Origin of the sequence: Martinezella miluonensis (genome assembly GCF_900094545.1) — a bacterium.
Classification (GTDB): Bacteria; Pseudomonadota; Alphaproteobacteria; order Rhizobiales; family Rhizobiaceae; genus Rhizobium; species Rhizobium miluonense.
In genome coordinates this window covers 26,925-45,383 of record NZ_FMAH01000052.1, presented here as the reverse complement: position 1 = coordinate 45,383, position 18,459 = coordinate 26,925, and the positions used below count along the sequence as shown (strand labels likewise).

Below are 18,459 nucleotides of genomic sequence, written 5' to 3'. Positions count from 1 at the left end.
CGCCTACATGACCTTTCCCAAAGAGCACCGGGCGAAGTTGCACTCGACGAATCCAATCGAACGTCTCAACGGCGAGATCAAACGCCGCACCGAGGTTGTCGGTATCTTTCCGAACGATGAAGCCATCATCCGTCTCGTCGGCGCACTGCTCATGGAGGCGAACGACGAGTGGACCGTCCAGCGAGGGAGATACCTGACCCTTGAGACCATGGCTCAAATGAGCGATGATCCCCAAATCAGCTTGCCTGCTGTGGCGCGCTGATAATCGCTCCGACCTGGGGCGGAAAGCACGGCAAGCAGCCGGTAGCTACACCACCTACATGGACACGATCGCGAAACTCAAGCGCCTCGGAATCCACGCCCCGAAACGGGGCCGATAAAGCTTAGGAAACAAGTATTTAATTGTGCCGCGCACAACATTGTTTTGCACCGCAGAATGTAAAAAACTTGGCATACAACGAATAAAAGAACACACTAATGATTGTTCTGATCCGTTTTCTCTCGGGAGGAGAAACATCATGGAACTGCTTCGCCTGCTCACCCCCTTCGACTATACGTTGATGCTGCTTCTGGCCGCCATCTTTGTATTTAGCGTGTTGGAAGGCGGGCATAAAAAGCACTAGGCGCGCCCGCCTGAAGGCGATGCAGCTTGCCGTCACGCGATCGCGTCCTGAATGGAAGCGCCTCGTGTCTTTGCATGAAAGGCTCAGGCGATCGAATTGCCGGCGTGAAGATTTGGAACGCGCCTAGGTCGATTGCAGCTGCGCCATTACCTGATGATGAAGGTAAGCCGCAGCTTCCTTCGCCTCCTGCTGGTGGCTCGTCCAGTCATCTCGTCTTTTCCCCAGATAGGCATCGCGCACATAGGCGAGAGTTTTCGCGGCGAACTCCCCGCGCTCGCCGCCAGCCGCATTTGAGCGAGACTAAGCAGCACATTTCGCTCATCGCCTGGCAAATTCGCAAGCAAGGACGCCCCCGCACTTCGCGCGGCGGACGTGATCGTTGGGAATTCGGGCATTGAAAATGTAGAGGCTGGCCCCAGCAGCGTTACGCTCTTGCCGCGCCTGAGCCAGCGGAAGGATGATTTCAAGGTCGAAAAGAGGTTCGGGAACAGCGCCGGCTTCGAAGCTTGCAGCCTTTCGCTATAGATGAATTCGCTTTGCTGCAAACGCCGGCGCGGAAAGATCGGATTCCCGCAATACCATAAGCTCGATGCAGCCCGGCTAACTGGGACTGACAGGGTGACGCCCGAAAACCCTCAGCAGGCGAGCGCGCAGCCTCTATCATGGAGCGTGCCCATCCAAGAGCCATTGCGAGGCATCGCGTCGCAAGTAGATTATCCAGCCTCTAATGAATTGGCTTTTACTGCCATGTATCATCGCATGAAATAACGCCCCTCTCTTCACGAATCCCACGTATTTCCTTCGCAAGCCTCGCGCAAACGATCCTTGAGAGAATTTTCCTTGTCGGCAAAACGCTGGACAAAAGGAGATATATTCATGGGATACGACTGGGACGGCAGCAAAACACGACGAATACGAAAACTGAAATACGGGATCTCTCTGCTCCTCTTCGCAATATTCCTGGCCGCGCCGACGATGTTCCTGCTGCATCTCCGTTGATGCCGAGGCGCCCTCGCCTGTGGGTCTTATTTGCCTGAGATCGATGCGGGGGACAGAGTACTCCAAACGCAATCCGACCGGAGAGACGGATCGAGACGCTACGCCTGGGCCGTAACGCAAGCGGCACCCGAGCCTTGCTCGCTCATCGCCTTCGGAAGAAGAAGATGATCCCTGCTAGGATTAAAATAGCCGGAATGCCGATAATGCTGAAAAAGAGCGCACATGACTTGGAAACCGCGCCCAAGCCGTCGGCGTCAATCAGCGTCAAATTTCAGCTAAGTGCTTGAAAAGATGGTGGGTGATGTAGGGCTCGAACCTACGACCCGCTGATTAAGAGTCAGCTGCTCTACCAACTGAGCTAATCACCCGTACCGCTTGCTGGCGGCGTGACCGGGCATATAAATAGGATCGGTTTGATTGTCCAGCGGCCAAACGAATTTTCTTTGATTATTTCTCAAAAAAATTTCGGAGGCCGCCGAAAAGCCTTTAAAATCAAAGCTCAAGAATTCCGGAGGCAACACGCACGGCTTGGCCGCCAATGCGGGCATTGGCGATCTGGCCGCCGTCGACATCGAGATGAAGATGAATCAGCGAGGGGCGTCCCATCTCGATTCCCTGCTCGATAATCACGGGATGATGTCCATCCGGCAGTCCGTCGAATTGATTGATCGCTCCGGAGAGCGCCGCCACCGCCGCACCCGTCGCTGGATCCTCGACAATACCCATCCCCACAGGGAACATGCGAGCATGGAACTTGGCGACATGATTGATGCCGCCGCGACAATAGATGAAGGCGGAGGCAAGCGCGCCGTCGACGAAGGGAACCGTCTTTTCCCAAAGCTGCAGATCGAATTCCAGCCGCTCGGCAGCGCCGACATCGTGCACAGGCACGAGAAGGAACGGCACACCGGCGCTCCAGATGGAGGGGACGTGATTCTCGAAACCGATCTCTGTGATCTTCAGGCTGAGCGCATTGGCAATATCGGCCCTGTCGAGCGGCAGCGGGATCTGTTGCGATTTTCTCGGCAGATCGAATTCGGCAAAGCTCGCCTTGCTCTGCCTAAGTTTGATCGCGCAGCGCACCGGCCCGACCCGCTCGTCCAGCACGCAAACGAGATCGAGATCGCCGCCATGGCTGGCATGGGTCTTCTCCGCAAGCGCGATCGCCGTGCCGACGGTTGGATGCCCGGCAAAGGGCAGTTCGCGGCCGGGCGTGAATATGCGCAGGCTGGCAGTGTGCGCCTGATTCTGCGGCGGCAGCACGAACACCGTCTCAGAGAGATTCATCTCCCTGGCGATCGCCTGCATCGCCTCGTCGCTCAAGCCCTCGGCATCGAAGATGATCGCTAGAGGATTGCCCGCCAGCTTGCTGTCGGTGAACACATCATAGACACTGTAGCTGCGCGCCAATCCCGCCTCCATTCACGCTTCCACATTTGATTATTCATAACGGCAAGCGACTCCAGCGCAAGCCCAAGCTATTTCCCTCTTCCGAAGAACCAGGCGAGGATAGGCAGCATCGCCACGCTGTAGTGATGCGCCGCCGGATCGGCCGAGCGAATGGCGACCGCTCCATCGACCTCGTCTTCTTCGGAAACCAGCATATGCTCTTCGATCCTGCGCAGCATATCCTCAGCTGTCCAGGGGAAGTGAAAAACGCGAAAAAGAGTGACCGAACGGTTCACATGCGTGCCGTAATAGCCAGGCTCGACGACCGCATCGTTGAGATCGAGGCCGGTCTCCTCCAAAACCTCGCGGCGCATATTGCCCTCGACATCGCAATACCCGTCCACGACGTCGCTTTCATCCATCGATCCGGCGGCGCAATAGACCTGGCCAGGATTGGCCGTATGCGGCGCCATGCGGATTGCGATCAGCGCTCCATCGGAGGAAATCGCCACAGCAAAGGCAAAGAGGTGAAAGCCACCCGCCGCTCTTTGCTTGCGCCACCAGAGAAAGGTGGAAAATGGCGCCAGATAGGCTTCTGCCCTCACCACGCCATCGCTGATCGACACTCGATGCTGGAACACCATACGACCATCATAAAGCGACGGATTGGCGGCAACTTCCTTTGCCCAATTCTCTCGCACCGCTTCCAACTCGTGCTGATGGAAAGGATGTTCGCCGGGCAACACGGCAAGATCCATCCGCGAAACGGGAAAAACACTGCCTTCCGGCGGCCAGCCGGCCAAGTCGTTCTGTTCTGAAATGGTCATATCAGGTCCAATGTCATGACGACGGGGCAATGGTCGGAGGCTTTTGGCCTGTCCCAGCCGACGCGCGGATAGCGCTCCACCTCCTGCCCCGGTGGAAATATTGTTCGAAAAGGCTGACCCGAACGGACAATGTCGGGCGCGCGCGTTGCATTGGCGCGCGCCAGAGCCGGTGACAGCCAGATATAGTCGAGCTGGCAGAGCCGCTGCTCCTGCGGTCCGCGGGCGTGATAGAGCGTCCAACGGTCGAGCTCTTCCCGGCGGCTCACGATATTTTCAGCAAAGCCATCATGGCTGAAAACATCGAGCGCGCTCTCCTTTTCTTCCATGCGCGGCTCGAAACGATAGCCGGTGCGGCGCGTGCCAATGACGTCGATCCACTCCTGATAGTCGTTCATGTCGCCGCAGATGGCAAAATTCTTCGTCGCCGTATGACCTGCGCCGAAACGATCTTCCATGATGCGGCGAACGGCCAAGGTCTCTGCGCGGCGGATCGGCATGGTCGCATGACGCCCATCCACGCCTTCGCGCGCCGGCCCCATCGATTTCAGATGAACCACATAGAGCGAGAACGGCACACCGCCAATATGAAGATGCAGTTCCAGGCAATCGCGCTTGAAGATTTTGTCTTCCGCATGAAGGCCGAGCTCAGCGAGTTCATCGTTGAAAAGGCCGAAATCGCCGTAGGTCACCATGGCGTGACTTTTGATGTCGTTGAGCACGATCGGCTGGCCATCGCGCGTTTCCTCGCGCATCATCACGGCGACATCGATGCCGCGGCTGTCATTACCCTCGATCAAATATTTCTGGCGATAGCCATTGCCGACCATGCGGTAGAGATAGCCATATTCGAAGGCCTGCAGCGCCGCCATGTTGTCGACTTCCTGCAAGCAGATGATGTCGGCATCCGCATCCGCAATCGCCAGCGCCGTCATCTGCCTGGTGTCATCGGTCGCGGCGACCACGCGCGCCGCTTCCAGTTGCTGATAGACCTCCTCGTTGCGAACATCGAAGAGCTGCAGCACGCGATCCTGACGCAGCTGATTGCGAAAACCGGTGTAATCGAAACGGGTCAGAAGGTTTTCGACATTGAATGTCGCAAGGCGCAGGGACATGAAGCATTCCAGTTTGCAAGAAGAGTGTGAGCCGGCTTACTATACTCGCATCAGCCGGCCTTGGCGGTAACGGTCGATTTGAACTTGCCCATCAGATACGGACCGGAAAGAACCGGAGCATATTTCGGCTCTTTACCCGGCGTCAGACATGAGGGCAGGCAGGCGATCTCGGCAAACCAGTTCGGCTGATGGAAGAAAGCAAGGGATTGCCGGCGCTGCATGCCACCCTCTTCCGGCGGCGGATTGACGACGCGGTGGACGGTCGAAACCCAGCGATCATTGGTCCACAGCGCCATCAGGTCGCCGATGTTGATGACGAAGGCCCCGTCGACCGGCGGCACCGGCGTCCAGTTCCCGTCCGGGGCAATGATTTCGAGCCCTTTCGAACCGGGCTGTGGCAACAGGATGGTCAGGCTGCCGTAATCGGTGTGCGCCCCGGCGCGAAGCTGGCCCGGCTGCGGCGGCACATGCTGCTCCGGATAATTCAGCGCCCTCAGTGCGCTGATCGGCGCATCGACATAGGAATCGAAGAAGTGCTCATCGAGACCAAGCGCCGTTGCAAACACGCGCATGATGCGCGCCGCCAGATCCTCCATCGCCCCGTAATAGGCCTTCCATGCCTCAACGAACCCTTCGGGTCCTTCCGGCCAGATGGTGGCGGCATAGCAGAAGCCGAGCGCTTCCGGATCGCCCATGCCTTCGGGAACGGAAAGCGGGCCGCCATTGAAGCTTTCCTTCAGATCCGGCGGCGTATCGACATTGCGCGATTTCGCCAGTGCTTCGGTTCCCGGCCCGAGATAGCCGTAGGGATAAGCGGGATAGAGCGTTTTGGCTTGCTGCTTCACCTCGGCCGGCAGGTCGAAGAATGTCTGCGTCTTCTTCCAAACCTGGCCGATAACGGCATCGGCGACGCCGTGATTGGCAATTGCCAGAAAGCCGGTCGAGCGGCATATCCGATCCACCTCCGCGCCGAGCCGCTTTTTCTCGTCATGATCGGCCGCTTCGAAGGCACCGAGATCGAAAATCGGAAAGCTATGATCGGACATGCGCGACTCCCATTCGTGACGTCGAGCAAATCAAGCATAGGCGGCGGCGGGGAACAACCATCTTGTCCCCTTGCTCGATCAAAGCCGCCATGCCGAGCGGATGGCGACCGGATAATCGTCGCCCGCCGTGACTGGCTCGCGGCTATAGGCGCGCAGCACCTGTCCGTCCGGCATCGACAACCTCACCGCATAACGCTCGCCCTCATAGAGAACGGAATCGACCCGGCAGGAAATACCTTCCGCATCGGCAACCACGTCCTCCGGGCGCACGAGGATATCTGCACTCTCCGAGCCGCCCGCACGGTTGCCCCACAGGCCTCGGAAGGACCGCCAATCGATGCGGCGTGTTCCGCCATCAGGGAAGCCAAGCGACAGAATGGCACCCTGCCCGACAAGGCCACCGACCATCTTGCCTTCTGGGCGCGCATAGATTTCCGCCGGCGGCGCCACCTGCAACAGCCGCCCCTCGGACATGACGGCGACATCGGTGGCGAGCGCCATCGCCTCGCTCTGATCATGCGTCACGTAGATCATGGTGGCACCCGAGCGCTGATGGAACTCCCGGAAAGTTTCCTCCATCTCCTTCTTCAGATGACGGTCGAGGTTGGCGAGCGGCTCGTCGAGCAGCACGACATCGGGCGATGTCACCAGGCAGCGCGCTAGCGCCACGCGCTGGCGCTGGCCGCCGGAGAGGTCGGCGGGCCGACGCTCCGAATAGTCGGCCAAACGCACGGTCGCCAACGCCTCGCGCACCTTTTCGCGGTAGCGTTCGCCGGAAATGCCGCGCACCTTCAGCGGATAGCCGACATTGTCTGTCACGTTCATGTGCGGCCAGAGCGCGTAGGACTGGAACACCATCGCCATGTTGCGCCGCTCTGGCGGCAGCATGTTCCCCGCATCCGCCAACAATCGCTCGCCGAGATGGATGGAGCCATCGGTCGGCTGCTCGAAGCCGGCGATCATCCTGAGAACCGTCGTCTTGCCGCAGCCGGAGGGACCAAGCAGTGCCAGGAAGCCCCCCTCACGCACGTCGAGCGACAAGGCATTCACGGCAGCGCGTCCGCCTGTGCCGAAATCCTTGCTGATGTGATTGAGGATCAGCTTCGCCAAGGCACAACTCCCTTCGGCAGGCGCCTGGCTATGATTTCCAGAAGCACCATCATGACAACGACCATGGCGATGACGATGACCGACATGGCGGAGGCAAGATCGGCGCTGCCGCCATCGTCGAGATTGTAGATGATGACGCCGAGCGTCTGCGTGCCGGCCGACCAGAGCAAAGCCGAAACGGTCAACTCGTTGCAGGCGATGAGGAAGACGAGGATCACCGAGGCACCGGCCGCCGGCGCAATCAGCGGCACGATGATGTCTGTAAGACGACGGAAGAACCCGGCGCCCGAGAGACGCGCGGCCTCCTCCAGCGCCGGATCGAGCTGCAGGAAGGCGCTCATGACCGGCTTCAGGCTGACGGCGAAATAGGCGGAGAAATAGGCAAGCAGGATGATCCAGATCGTCCCGTAAAGCGTGACATTGAGGATCGGCAGAGGTGCAGCAAACACCAGAATGAAGCAGACGGCGATGATGATGCCCGGAAGCGCATAGGGGATCTCGATCATGCCGCTGACGATGCGGCTCAGCATGTCCTTGCGCCGCGTCAGCGCATAGGCCGCAAGCACTGTCACCAGCAGGAGACCGAGTGATGTCATGCCCGCCAGGAACAGCGAATTGGAAAAGGCGGTTCGTGTGACCGTTTGCCGAAACAGGATCTCCGTGAACGCGTTAAGCGATGCTGTCTTCAAAGTCAGCGGCACGCCATAGGTCGGCACCAGCGCGCCAGCGACCAGCGCCAGAAACGGCGCGACGAGCATGACGAACAGGATGGCGCAAAGCATCGGCATCGCAAGATAGCGCCATCGGCCAAGCGAAAAGGCAGCCGCTGCACCGGAAATGCCGATGACGCGATAGTCGCGCCCCTTCAAGGCCCTGCCCTGTACCGCAAGCCCTGCAACCGCAATAACGGCGATCATCGCCGACAACACGGCAATATCGCCGAATGTCCGCGGGCCGAAATTGGAGAATTTCGTGAAGATCAAGGTCGACAGCGTATAGATCGAGGCGGGGATGCCGAGGATCGCGGGAATGCCGAAATTGCCGATAGAGGAGACGAAGGCAATTGCAGCCCCGGCGATGATACCGGGCAGTGACAAGGGCAGGATGATATCGCGGAAGACACGCAGTCCGGATGCGCCCGAGAGCCTCGCGGCCTCGACGCCATCGCGCGGCAGCGCCATCAAACCGGCACGCAGAGCCAGATAGACCAGCGGCGCATGCTGGACGCCATAGAGAAGCGCAATACCGCCGACCGAATAGAGCGGCTGCGGCGAGCCGAGCGGCGGCGCGATATGCAGCGCTTTCAGCAACGGGCTCGATGGTCCGGACATCTGCACCCAGGCGAGTGCCGTCACCTGCGGCGGGATCATCATCGGCAGCACAAAGAGGAAGCCGAGGAGCCCCCTGCCCGAAAGATCGGTCAGAGTCAGCAGGAATGCAAAGAGGCAACCAAGAACAACAGAAACGATGGTGCCAAGCACGGCCGTCTCCATCGTATACCAGGCCGAGCGCCAGAGCGCAGGGTCGCTGATGAGTTCATAGGTGCCGCCCTTGAGCAGCGCCTCGATACCGACAAACGCCAGCCGCGCCAGCGGCAGGACGCTGAGCAGCAGCACGACGGCGACAACAAAAGGAAACAGCCAGGCCGGCTGGCTGTTTCCCCTACGCACATATCCGTACATCTAAAATCCGGGCCGGATTACTTCGACTTGAAGTAGGTGGAGAAGGTCTTCAGGTCCTGATCCGTATTCTTGAGAGCATCGGCGGCATTCAACGGCAAAAGCTTGATGCTGTCACGTGCCGGAAAACCTTCCGGCAGCGGCGTGCCGTTGCGGGCCGGGATATAGCCAAGCTTCAGGAAGCCTTCCTGGCCCTTTTCGGACAGGACGTAATCGACGAACTTCTTGGCGGCATCGGCGTGCTGCGTACTGGCGAGAATGCCGACCGGCTCGGTGACGGCCGAAACGCCTTCCTTCGGGAAGACGAATTCCAGCGGAGCGCCCTTGGCCTTTTCGCGGATCGGCATGTAGTCGACGATCATGCCATAGGCCTTCTCGCCGGATGCGACGGCCTTGAGCACGGCGCCATTGCCGCCCGAAGCGATCGCGCCGTTCTCGGCAAGGTTCTTGTAGTAGTCCCAGCCGAGGCTGCTGACGCCGGCGAGCGTCTGTGCGTGAATGAGAGCAGCGCCCGAAGCAAGCGGGCTCGGCATTGCGACGAGGCCCTTGGCTTCCGGCTTCACCAGATCCTGCCAGCTTGCCGGCTTCAGCGACGCGGCAGTATTATAGACGATGCCGGTGGTGATCAGCTTGGTGGAATAGTAATAGCCATCGGCGTCATAGAGCGACGCATCGTAATTCGCGGCTTCCGGCGACTTGTAGGCCAGGAGCTTGCCGGCTTCTTTCAGGCGCTCGAGGGTCACCGTATCGGCGATCAGCAGAACGTCGGCAGCAGGCGCGCCGGCCTGCATTTCCGCCTGCAGCTTGGCGATGATCTGCGGCGTGCCATCGCGAACCCAATCGACCTTGATGCCGGGATTGGCAGCCATGAAGCCATCGACGGTCGCCTGCGCATCGGCATTCGGCTGACTGGTGTAGAGGACGAGATCGGCGGCGTTGGCAGCACCGGAGAAAAGAGCGATGGCCAAGAGGCCGGCAAAAGCGGAAACAAAGGTCTTCATGAAACGTCCTCGGCTGGGTTGTAGAAGGTTGTCTAGACGCGCGGCTTAACATGATTGTGACAGTTGAATTTGAATAGATTGTCGTTCGTATGATGATTGAATCTTGACCATCGCCGCTTCGCGCTATTTTCTGACGCACGTATTTCAGATGGGATCGAGGAGGACAGATCTATGGAATATCGCCTGCTTGGCCGCTCCGGCCTCAAAGTTTCCACCATCACCATGGGCACCATGACCTTCGGCGGAGTCGGCTGGGCCAAGACCGTTGGCGATCTCGGCATCAAGGAAGCGAAGAAGCTGGTGGACATGTGCGTGGATGCCGGCGTCAACCTGCTCGATACCGCCGACGTCTATTCGCAAGGTGCCTCAGAGGAAATCCTCGGCGAGATCATCGGCGGCCCGCGCAAGAACGGCGTGCTCATCGCCACTAAGGCTCGCTTCTCGATGGGTCCCGGAGTGAACGATACCGGATCTTCCCGCCAGCATCTCATCCAGGCGTGCGAAGCCAGCCTGAAGCGCATGAAGACCGACGTGATCGACCTCTATCAGCTGCATGAGTGGGACGGGCAGACCCCGCTCGAAGAGACGATGGAAGCGCTCGACACCTTGGTTCGCCAGGGCAAGGTCCGCTACATCGGCTGCTCGAACTTTTCCGGCTGGCACATCATGAAGGCACTCGGCGTCAGCGAGCGCGACAGGCGCGAACGCTTCGTCAGCCAGCAGATTCACTACACGCTGGAAGCCCGCGACGCCGAGAACGAACTGGTGCCTGTTAGCATCGACCAGGGCCTCGGCATCCTCGTCTGGAGCCCGATTGCCGGCGGCCTGCTGTCTGGCAAGCATCGCCGCAATCAGGCAACGCCGGAAGGCACGCGCCAGTTCGCCGGCTGGACGGAACCGCCGATCCGCGACGAAAACCGGCTGTGGAATATCGTCGATACGCTGGTGGAGATCGCCGACGGCCGCGACGTCTCGGCAGCCCAAGTTGCGCTCGCCTGGCTTATCGGCCGTAAGGGCGTGACCTCGGTCATCATCGGCGGCCGCACCAAAGCCCAGTTCAAGGACAATCTCGCCAGTGCCGAACTGAAGCTGACGGACGAGGAGCGCAAGCGTCTTGACGATGTCAGCCTATCGCCGCTGATGTACCCCTATTGGCACCAGGGCAACACCGCCAGCGACCGGTTGAGCGAGGCCGACCTTTCGCTGATCGGCCCGCATCTGGCAAAGTAAGAAACTCCTTCTCCCCCTCGGGGAGAAGGTGCCCAAAGGGCGGATGAGGGGGTGGCGTGGCACTTTCAGTGTCCACCACAACGGTGCAACGCCCCCTCAACCAGCGCCCCTTCGACAAGCTCAGGAGCGCATCCTTCTCCCCGCCGGGGAGAAGGTAAATCAGGCCGCCAACGCCCCGATCTCTCTGGCAATCAACTTGCCGAGCCGTGAGATGCCCTCTTCGATCATCTCGTCATTGGCGCAGGAGAAGCTGACACGGAATGTGTTTGCGCCGGTGCCGTCGGCAAAGAAGGCCTGACCGGGAACGAAGGCAACCTTCGCCGTTTCCAGAGACCGTGCCAGCAGCTTCGCCCCATCCATGCCCTTCGGCAGGGTGATCCACACGAACATGCCACCCTGAGGTTTCGTCCAGCTTACGCCGTCCGGCATGTATTTGGCGAGCGCCGCCAGCATACAGTCGCGACGGTGGCTGTAGGTCTTGCGAACCTTGGCAACCTGCGCATCAAAACCGCGTTCGGCAACCTGATGGATGGCGATCTGGTTGATGGTCGAGGAATGGAGATCCGCCGCCTGCTTCATCAGCACCAGTTTGCGAATGACGGGCGCATTGGCAACGACGAAGCCGACACGAAGTCCCGGCGCCAAGGTCTTGGAAAAGCTGCCGCAATAGATCGTGCGCGTGTCGTTGATATTGCCCTTGCGCGCGATTTCCAGCGCTAGGATCGGCGCGACCGGCTCGCCGTCATAGCGCAGCGACTGATAGGCGGCATCTTCGATGACGGCGATATCCAGTTCCTCGGCAAGATCGAGCAGCTTTTCGCGGCCGGCCAGATCGACGGTCTCGCCCGTCGGGTTGGCGAAATCTGCCGAGAGATAGGCAAACTTCACCCGCCCGCCAGCCTTCGTGGCAGCGGCGCTATAAGAATCCGGCGTGCGGTTGCCATTCGGCGTCAGTTGATCATAGGTAGGCTCATAGGCGTTGAAAGCCTGCAGCGCGCCGAGATAGGTCGGCGCCGTAACCAGCGCGGTATCCTTCGGTGACAGAAAGAGCTTGCCGAGATAATCGAGACCCTGCTGCGAACCGGAAACGATGAAGACGTTTTCAAGCTCGCAGGGGATGCCGAGCGCCGCCATCTGTCCAACCAGCCATTCGCGCAGCGGCTTGTAGCCCTCGCTGACCGAATATTGCAGCGCTGCATTCACCGTCGGGCCTGAAAAGATATCGGCATAGGCCTGCTTGAACTCCGCATCCGGAAACAATGCAGGATCGGGAATGCCACCGGCAAACGAGATGATATCAGGCCGCTCCAGCAGCTTCAGCAATTCGCGGATTTCAGAGGCGCGCATACGGCTCGAGCGCGTCGCAAAGATATTTTCCCAATTCAACATGGGGCTTCCTCGTAATTTTTGGTCTTTCCAGCACAAAATCACGCAACAAAAGATAAGTCAACATTGCTGACCTAATTTGTTTGTGAGGGTGACAAGGAAAAGGGATTGCTCAGCAGAAGGACGTCGTTCAAGCAACATGCACGTCGATTTGAACCCCTCTCGAAAGACCTATACACCCAACTGCCGAAGTGTTATTCTTACATTCTGTCAATCGATAGGAAAAACGTAAGAATGGCGACCGCAACCCTCTCATCGAAATTTCAGATATCGATTCCAAAAGAAGTGCGCGATCAACAACACTGGAGCGCGGGCCAGGAATTCGTCTTCATTCCAAAAGGCAAAGGCGTGCTCCTTATGCCTGTTCCGACGTTGGAAGATCTCAGGGGGATGGCGCGTGGCGCAAATCCAGAGAACTACCGCGATCGGGACGACCGCTTTTAATGCGCGTCGTCGATAGTTCCGCGTGGATCGAGTGGATTCTTGATAGCACTGTCGGACGGCAACTGTCCGATCAAATTCCCGAACCCGAAAACTGCATCGTTCCGACGATAGTTCAGCTTGAACTTTCCAAATGGCTTCTTCGAGAACAAGGCGAAGACGCCCTGAACAACTTCATTGCCTATACGATGCTATGCAACGTCATATCGTTGGACACAACAATCGCTCGCCGCGCCGCTGAGATCTCCGTGCAACACAAGCTTGCCACTGCCGATGCGATCATCTATGCGACCGCCCTTCAGCACGAGGCTGACGTTCTGACCTGCGATGCACATTTCAACGGGCTGGAAAGCGTAATCTATCACCCGAAGGCAATAGATTGACATGACAAGCGACAATCCCACCTCTTCCTTTTACGACGAAAACGCCATCATCTACGCTGCACGCGAACGCAACCTGCCGCAAAACCGGCTTGATGAATTCCTGGCTGCTCTTCCAGCAGGTGCCTCCATTCTCGAACTTGGCTGCGGCGCAGGACAGGATGCGGCATATATGATCTCGCGCGGCTTCGACGTGACCCCGACCGATGGCTCTACCGAGCTTGCCAAACAGGCGGAGGCCCTGATCGGTAGACCCGTCCGGATCATGAGGTTCGAGACGCTGGACACCGGCGCTGCTTTTGACGGCATATGGGCGGAGGCTAGCCTCCTTCATGTACCTCGCTCCAACCTCCCAAATGTCTTCGATCGGATTCTACGGGCGTTGAAGGACGGCGGCATCTTCCATGGCAGTTTCAAGGCCGGAGATGCGGAAGGGCACGATACCCTCGGCCGCTACTATAATTATCCCTCGGCCGAATGGCTGATGGCTCTCCTCAGCGAAGGCGGATGGAAAGACATCGCCATGACCGAAGCTGACGGCGGGGGCTTTGACGGCAAGCCGACGAAATGGCTCTACGTCTCAGCCAAAAAATAGAAAGGCCGGAGCTTTCGCCCCGGCCCTCTATTCCGGCAGTGCCGAAAGCTTAGTTGACGGCCTTGTCGACCAGCTTGTTCTTGCCGATCCAGGGCATCATGCCGCGCAGCTTGGCGCCGACTTCTTCGATCTGGTGGCTGTCGTTCAGGCGGCGGATGCCCTTGAAGCGGGCAGCGCCGGAACGATATTCCTGCATCCAGTCCGAGGTGAACTTGCCGGTCTGGATGTCCTTGAGGACGCGCTTCATCTCAGCCTTGGTTTCTTCGGTGATGATGCGCGGACCGGTGACGTATTCGCCCCACTCTGCGGTGTTCGAGATCGAGTAGTTCATGTTGGCGATGCCGCCTTCATAGATCAGGTCGACGATGAGCTTCACTTCGTGCAGGCACTCGAAATAGGCCATTTCCGGAGCGTAACCGGCTTCGACCAGGGTTTCGAAGCCAGCGCGGATCAACTCGACGAGACCGCCGCAGAGAACGACCTGTTCGCCGAAGAGGTCGGTTTCGCACTCTTCGCGGAAGTTGGTTTCGATGATGCCCGAACGGCCGCCGCCAACGCCGCAGGCATAGGAGAGAGCGAGTTCAAGCGCATTGCCGGAAGCGTTCTGGTGAACGGCAACGAGGCAGGGAACGCCGCCGCCCTTCTGGTATTCGCCGCGAACCGTGTGGCCCGGGCCCTTCGGGGCGATCATGACAACGTCGACCGAAGCCTTCGGCTCGATGAGGCCGAAGTGAACGTTGAGGCCGTGAGCAAAAGCGATGGCAGCACCGTCGCGGATGTTCGGAGCGATATCGGCCTTGTAGATGTCGGCCTGGAGTTCGTCCGGGGTCGCCATCATCATCAGGTCGGCCCAGGCAGCTGCTTCGGCAACCGTCATGACCTTGAAGCCATCGGCTTCTGCCTTCTTGACAGTCGGCGAGCCGGCCTTGAGCGCGATCGCAACGTTCTGTGCGCCGCTGTCCTTCAGGTTGAGCGCATGAGCGCGGCCCTGAGAACCGTAGCCGATAACGGCGACCTTCTTCGACTTGATGAGGTTGAGATCGGCATCACGATCGTAATAGACGCGCATTGTTTGTCCTTCCCTTTGCTTGTCTGGTGTAAACTTAGATTTGCTCAGACGGTCGCCGCTGCTTCCGCCAAAACCTTTTCCGTGCCGTAAAGCTTGAGGAAAGCCGTTACAGCCTTCTCCGCCTGACGGCTGGAATCCTTCAAACCGGGTTCACCGAGCAGCATGCGCACATGCAGATCGGAAACGATGAGCCCGTAAAACGTGTGATATGCCTCGTCGGCATCCATGAAGCGCAGCAACCCTGCCCGCTTGCCGGCATCGATCAGGCCGCTGGCACGGCGGTCGATCTGCCGGCGGCCGCGCTCCAGCAAGAGCTTGCCGAGCTTGGAGCCGTCGCGGTTTGACTGGCCGATCGCCAGACGGTTCAGCGCGAGCGAGACGTCGCCCGCCAGAACTTCCAGCAGATCTCGGGCAAAGACGACAAGATGGTCATGCAGGCTCGATACCGTCAGCCGCTCACCGTTGCGCTCGAAGGTGCGCACCTTGCTCGCCTGATAGGCGATCATCGCCGATAGCAGACCGTCGCGGTCGCCGAACCACTTGTAAAGGCTTTCCTTGGAGCAATTGGCAGCGCGCGCGACACCCGAAGTCGTCAGCGCCTTTTCGCCGCCGTCGACGAGCAGACGCAACGCCTGCTCCAGAACGGCGTTCTGGCGCGGCGAAAACTCGCTCGACTGTCCTACTTCGCTCAGCACGATGCTACTCCCAAATGCGTACCGTACGGTACGGTTCGTGAGGCGTTATGCAGCACGCTGCAACGGGCGTCAAGCGGAATTCGTTGCTGCACTGCGCTAAAAAGATGGAGAGTGGTTGCCATGCGGAATGCGCGCCGGATAAGCCTTGCCGACGTATAGGTTTCTGTTCGAGATTCTTTGATGAAAGCCGCATTCGACCATAATCGCGAGGCATCGCTCGCCCAAACCCCGGCCCACAGCCAAACCGGCAAAGGCGAGCGACGGACGCTTGAGCGCATTGTCGGGATCTGCCTTGCGATCGGCCTGATCCCGCTGCCCGCGTCAGCTCATTTAACGGCAAAGCAGCTCAGTAAGCCCGCCGGACACTATTGCGGCAAGCTTCTTTCCAGCGGTGATCTGGTGGATGTCGAAACGTCCCTGCAAGTCGACAGGCGAGGCCATATCTCCGGGACCTATCGCTTCGATGATGACGGCAACACCACAACCGGTACCTTGTCGGAAATCGGGGCGAGCCAAGGCGGCGTACGAACACTGCGTTGGTTCGACAGATATGGAATGGGGTTACTGACGATCCGATTCAGGTCCGACTACCGTCATTTCGAAGGCCTGTGGGGACCACAGGATGTCGATCCCAGCTACACCTGGAACGGCGATGACTGCGATGCTCCGACCAGCTGATCAGAGCCTGGCGCCACGAATAAAGACGGAAACCTATTCGGCTGCCGCGGCACTACGCATGGCCTCGACGTCCTTCAGCGGCGGCAGGCCGTAGAGGCGACTGTACTCCCGGCTGAATTGCGAAGGGCTCTGATACCCAACGCGATGACCGGCCGAACCGACATCGAGCTGCTCAACGATCATCAGCCGCCGCGCTTCATGCAGCCGAAGCTGCTTCTGATATTGCATCGGCGACAGAGCGGTAACGGTCTTGAAATGGTGATGCAACGAGGAAACGCTCATCCCAACGCGCTCGGCCAGCTCTTCGATGCGCAGCGGCTGCGTATAGTTGCCGCGAAGCCAGGCGACGGCACGCGCAACCCTATTGCTCTGGCTTTCCGCCATGGCGACCTGCAGCAGTCTAGGACCGTTCGGGCCTGTCAGCAGACGATAAAGGATCTCCTGCTCGATCAATGGAGCCATGGCCGGAATATCTTCTGGCCGATCAAGTAATCTGAGCAGCCGCAGCGAAGCATCGAGCAGTTCCGGCGACGCCGCATTGATCGCGATCCCACGCACGGGCTCGGCTGTCAGTGCCTGACGCGGAATGCTGACACGCGACAACAGCTCCTTCAGCCGCTCGCTATCGAGCGCCATGCCGAAGCAAAGATAAGGCGCGTCACTGCCGACATTGGTCACCTGCGTCGATACGGGCAGGTCGAGGGCGGTCAAAATATATTCGCCGACACCGTAATTGTAGGTTTCAGCACCGATCGTCAGGCTCTTGCGACCCTGAACCACGATTGCAAAGCAGGGCCGATAAGCCCCATGTTGCCACACCGTCGCGGCCGACTGCCGATAGAGATGAAGACTGTCTATCGGCGTGCGGTGTTCCCCGTCTCCCGTGGCGAAACGTGCAACGATGGATGCGAGTTCCCGATTGGGATTGAAAGGCAGTGTCATTCGCAACCAACTGTTTTCGAGTAGATATCGAAACCTATCTAGGTAACGTCGTTCGATCGCGAAAGACCCGCCGCGCATTTAGATTCGCAGGATCGTACATAAAGCTTGCAGGATCGCTCTAACGCTCCGGCCCGCTCCCATTGCATAGTCGGCCATCCCAATTCCACTCCCACCTCCTCCGAAGAACAAGGAAATCTCCCATGCCTATCGCAAAGGGTTATGCCGCGACCGACGCGTCGAAGCCGCTCACCCCCTTCACCTTCGAACGCCGCGAGCCGAATGAGGACGACGTCGTCATCGAGATCAAGTTCTCCGGCATCTGCCATTCCGACATTCACCAGGCCCGCAACGAATGGGGCAATGCAAAATATCCGATGGTACCGGGTCATGAGATCGCCGGCATCGTTAGCGCCATCGGCTCGAATGTAACCAAATTCAAGGTCGGCGACCGCGTCGGCGTCGGCTGCTTCGTCAATTCGTGCACGACGTGTGCCACCCGCGACCTCGATCTGGAACACTACATGCCGGGCGTGGTCCAGACCTACAACGACTTCGAAGCCGATGGCACAACGCCGACTTATGGCGGCTATTCGGATTCGATCGTTGTCAAGGAAGGCTACGTCCTCTCCATCCCCGAAAATATTCCGCTCGACGCTGCGGCTCCGCTGCTCTGCGCCGGCATCACGCTTTACTCGCCGCTGCACCACTGGAAAGCCGGTCCCGGCAAGAAGGTCGCGATCGTCGGCATGGGCGGCCTCGGCCATATGGGCGTCAAGATCGCCCATGCGATGGGCGCTGATGTCACCGTTCTCAGCCAGTCGCTTTCCAAAAAGGAAGACGGTCTGCGTCTCGGCGCTGACCATTACTACGCGACCAGCGACGCCGAGACCTTCACGACACTCGCCGGCACCTTCGACCTCCTCATCATGACGGTTGGTATCGCTCTCGACTGGAACGCCTATCTCGGCCTGTTGAAGGTCGACGGCAGCATGGTCGTGGTCGGCGCGCCTGAGCATCCGGTCCCGGTCCATGCCTTCTCGCTGATCCCCGGCCGCCGCAGCCTCTCCGGCTCGATGATCGGCTCGATCAAGGAAACCCAGGAAATGCTCGATTTCTGCGGCAAGCACAACATTGCCTCGGAGATCGAGGTGATCAATATCGATCAGGTCAACGAAGCCTATGAGCGCGTGCTGAAGAGCGACGTGCGCTACCGCTTCGTCATCGATATCGCCTCGCTGGCCTAACCAGAAAAGGGGC

The 18,459-nt window shown here is 59.1% G+C and carries 18 protein-coding genes and 1 tRNA gene; 7 read left to right on the top strand and 12 right to left on the bottom strand.

What is annotated here, in order from left to right; translation table 11 throughout:
- Nucleotides 1-262, top strand: a 262-nt coding sequence (locus GA0061102_RS28410; protein WP_208858713.1) for a transposase, incomplete at its 5' end; no start/stop codon positions are given.
- Between the two features lie 1,652 nt (nt 263-1,914).
- Here the strand turns inward: GA0061102_RS28410 and GA0061102_RS28405 are convergent.
- From GA0061102_RS28405 to GA0061102_RS28370, 8 genes are all read right to left on the bottom strand, one after another.
- Nucleotides 1,915-1,990 (bottom strand) — tRNA-Lys (locus GA0061102_RS28405).
- 124 nt (nt 1,991-2,114) lie between these two features.
- Nucleotides 2,115-3,032, bottom strand: coding sequence for a PhzF family phenazine biosynthesis protein (locus GA0061102_RS28400; protein WP_167668080.1), 918 nt, complete (start codon nt 3,030-3,032; stop codon nt 2,115-2,117).
- Between the two features lie 68 nt (nt 3,033-3,100).
- A complete protein-coding gene (locus GA0061102_RS28395; RefSeq protein ID WP_092855462.1) occupies nt 3,101-3,838 on the bottom strand; it encodes an NUDIX hydrolase in 738 nt (245 codons plus the stop codon).
- Entirely contained in the window at nt 3,835-4,950 is a 1,116-nt protein-coding gene (locus GA0061102_RS28390) for an endonuclease/exonuclease/phosphatase family protein (RefSeq protein WP_092855460.1), read from the bottom strand. Before GA0061102_RS28390 ends, GA0061102_RS28395 begins: the two co-directional genes overlap by 4 nt.
- A 50-nt stretch (nt 4,951-5,000) precedes the next feature.
- Nucleotides 5,001-5,996: an isopenicillin N synthase family dioxygenase gene (locus tag GA0061102_RS28385; protein WP_092855458.1), complete on the bottom strand. Its 996-nt coding sequence runs from the start codon at nt 5,994-5,996 to the stop codon at nt 5,001-5,003.
- Nucleotides 5,997-6,074: 78 nt separating this feature from the next.
- Nucleotides 6,075-7,106 carry an ABC transporter ATP-binding protein gene (locus GA0061102_RS28380; protein WP_092855456.1) on the bottom strand — a complete coding sequence of 344 codons (1,032 nt, stop codon included), beginning with the start codon at nt 7,104-7,106 and terminating at the stop codon, nt 6,075-6,077.
- A complete protein-coding gene (locus GA0061102_RS28375; protein ID WP_092855454.1) occupies nt 7,094-8,788 on the bottom strand; it encodes an ABC transporter permease in 1,695 nt (564 codons plus the stop codon). The genes GA0061102_RS28380 and GA0061102_RS28375 overlap by 13 nt, the downstream gene beginning before the upstream one ends.
- Before the next feature lie 17 nt (nt 8,789-8,805).
- Nucleotides 8,806-9,786, bottom strand: a complete 981-nt coding sequence (locus GA0061102_RS28370) for an ABC transporter substrate-binding protein (RefSeq protein ID WP_092855452.1) — start codon at nt 9,784-9,786, stop codon at nt 8,806-8,808.
- Nucleotides 9,787-9,957: 171 nt separating this feature from the next.
- Between GA0061102_RS28370 and GA0061102_RS28365 the strand changes: the two genes are divergently transcribed.
- Complete coding sequence (locus tag GA0061102_RS28365) at nt 9,958-11,016, top strand: aldo/keto reductase (protein ID WP_092855450.1); 1,059 nt, start codon at nt 9,958-9,960, stop codon at nt 11,014-11,016.
- A gap of 159 nt (nt 11,017-11,175) precedes the next feature.
- On the opposite strand, the gene GA0061102_RS28360 is transcribed toward GA0061102_RS28365, so the two are convergent.
- Complete coding sequence (locus tag GA0061102_RS28360; protein ID WP_092855448.1) at nt 11,176-12,405, bottom strand: aminotransferase-like domain-containing protein; 1,230 nt, start codon at nt 12,403-12,405, stop codon at nt 11,176-11,178.
- Nucleotides 12,406-12,636: 231 nt separating this feature from the next.
- Between GA0061102_RS28360 and GA0061102_RS28355 the strand changes: the two genes are divergently transcribed.
- The 3 genes from GA0061102_RS28355 to GA0061102_RS28345 are packed head-to-tail and all read left to right on the top strand — an operon-like array spanning nt 12,637 to nt 13,818.
- Complete coding sequence (locus tag GA0061102_RS28355; RefSeq protein ID WP_004115803.1) at nt 12,637-12,846, top strand: AbrB/MazE/SpoVT family DNA-binding domain-containing protein; 210 nt, start codon at nt 12,637-12,639, stop codon at nt 12,844-12,846.
- A complete protein-coding gene (locus GA0061102_RS28350; RefSeq protein WP_092855446.1) occupies nt 12,846-13,226 on the top strand; it encodes a type II toxin-antitoxin system VapC family toxin in 381 nt (126 codons plus the stop codon). The genes GA0061102_RS28355 and GA0061102_RS28350 overlap by 1 nt, the downstream gene beginning before the upstream one ends.
- A 1-nt stretch (nt 13,227) precedes the next feature.
- Nucleotides 13,228-13,818: a class I SAM-dependent methyltransferase gene (locus tag GA0061102_RS28345; protein WP_092855444.1), complete on the top strand. Its 591-nt coding sequence runs from the start codon at nt 13,228-13,230 to the stop codon at nt 13,816-13,818.
- 49 nt (nt 13,819-13,867) lie between these two features.
- Here GA0061102_RS28345 and ilvC read toward each other — a convergent pair whose 3' ends face one another.
- Both ilvC and GA0061102_RS28335 read right to left on the bottom strand, forming a co-directional pair.
- Nucleotides 13,868-14,887 (bottom strand): ketol-acid reductoisomerase, encoded by a 1,020-nt coding sequence (gene ilvC, locus GA0061102_RS28340; protein WP_092855442.1) that lies wholly within the window; start codon nt 14,885-14,887, stop codon nt 13,868-13,870.
- A gap of 44 nt (nt 14,888-14,931) precedes the next feature.
- Nucleotides 14,932-15,582, bottom strand: a complete 651-nt coding sequence (locus tag GA0061102_RS28335; RefSeq protein ID WP_092855439.1) for a TetR/AcrR family transcriptional regulator C-terminal domain-containing protein — start codon at nt 15,580-15,582, stop codon at nt 14,932-14,934.
- 180 nt (nt 15,583-15,762) lie between these two features.
- Between GA0061102_RS28335 and GA0061102_RS28330 the strand changes: the two genes are divergently transcribed.
- Nucleotides 15,763-16,260, top strand: a complete 498-nt coding sequence (locus GA0061102_RS28330) for a hypothetical protein (RefSeq protein WP_092855437.1) — start codon at nt 15,763-15,765, stop codon at nt 16,258-16,260.
- 33 nt (nt 16,261-16,293) lie between these two features.
- Here the strand turns inward: GA0061102_RS28330 and GA0061102_RS28325 are convergent, their stop codons facing one another.
- Nucleotides 16,294-17,202: an AraC family transcriptional regulator gene (locus GA0061102_RS28325; protein WP_092855435.1), complete on the bottom strand. Its 909-nt coding sequence runs from the start codon at nt 17,200-17,202 to the stop codon at nt 16,294-16,296.
- Nucleotides 17,203-17,402: 200 nt separating this feature from the next.
- Between GA0061102_RS28325 and GA0061102_RS28320 the strand changes: the two genes are divergently transcribed.
- Nucleotides 17,403-18,446, top strand: a complete 1,044-nt coding sequence (locus GA0061102_RS28320; RefSeq protein WP_092855433.1) for an NAD(P)-dependent alcohol dehydrogenase — start codon at nt 17,403-17,405, stop codon at nt 18,444-18,446.
- Nucleotides 18,447-18,459 lie beyond the last annotated feature (13 nt).

Bases quoted from the DNA above. Each gene is read 5' to 3' on its own strand.
- GA0061102_RS28390 (WP_092855460.1), bottom strand. From the start codon at position 4,950: ATGTCCCTGCGCCTTGCGACATTCAATGTCGAAAACCTTCTGACCCGT.
- GA0061102_RS28385 (WP_092855458.1), bottom strand. From the start codon at position 5,996: ATGTCCGATCATAGCTTTCCGATTTTCGATCTCGGTGCCTTCGAAGCG.
- GA0061102_RS28355 (WP_004115803.1), top strand. From the start codon at position 12,637: ATGGCGACCGCAACCCTCTCATCGAAATTTCAGATATCGATTCCAAAA.
- GA0061102_RS28360 (WP_092855448.1), bottom strand. From the start codon at position 12,405: ATGTTGAATTGGGAAAATATCTTTGCGACGCGCTCGAGCCGTATGCGC.
- GA0061102_RS28320 (WP_092855433.1), top strand. From the start codon at position 17,403: ATGCCTATCGCAAAGGGTTATGCCGCGACCGACGCGTCGAAGCCGCTC.
- GA0061102_RS28345 (WP_092855444.1), top strand. From the start codon at position 13,228: ATGACAAGCGACAATCCCACCTCTTCCTTTTACGACGAAAACGCCATC.
- GA0061102_RS28325 (WP_092855435.1), bottom strand. From the start codon at position 17,202: ATGACACTGCCTTTCAATCCCAATCGGGAACTCGCATCCATCGTTGCA.
- GA0061102_RS28330 (WP_092855437.1), top strand. From the start codon at position 15,763: ATGAAAGCCGCATTCGACCATAATCGCGAGGCATCGCTCGCCCAAACC.
- GA0061102_RS28395 (WP_092855462.1), bottom strand. From the start codon at position 3,838: ATGACCATTTCAGAACAGAACGACTTGGCCGGCTGGCCGCCGGAAGGC.
- GA0061102_RS28350 (WP_092855446.1), top strand. From the start codon at position 12,846: ATGCGCGTCGTCGATAGTTCCGCGTGGATCGAGTGGATTCTTGATAGC.
- GA0061102_RS28370 (WP_092855452.1), bottom strand. From the start codon at position 9,786: ATGAAGACCTTTGTTTCCGCTTTTGCCGGCCTCTTGGCCATCGCTCTT.
- ilvC (WP_092855442.1), bottom strand. From the start codon at position 14,887: ATGCGCGTCTATTACGATCGTGATGCCGATCTCAACCTCATCAAGTCG.
- GA0061102_RS28365 (WP_092855450.1), top strand. From the start codon at position 9,958: ATGGAATATCGCCTGCTTGGCCGCTCCGGCCTCAAAGTTTCCACCATC.
- GA0061102_RS28375 (WP_092855454.1), bottom strand. From the start codon at position 8,788: ATGTACGGATATGTGCGTAGGGGAAACAGCCAGCCGGCCTGGCTGTTT.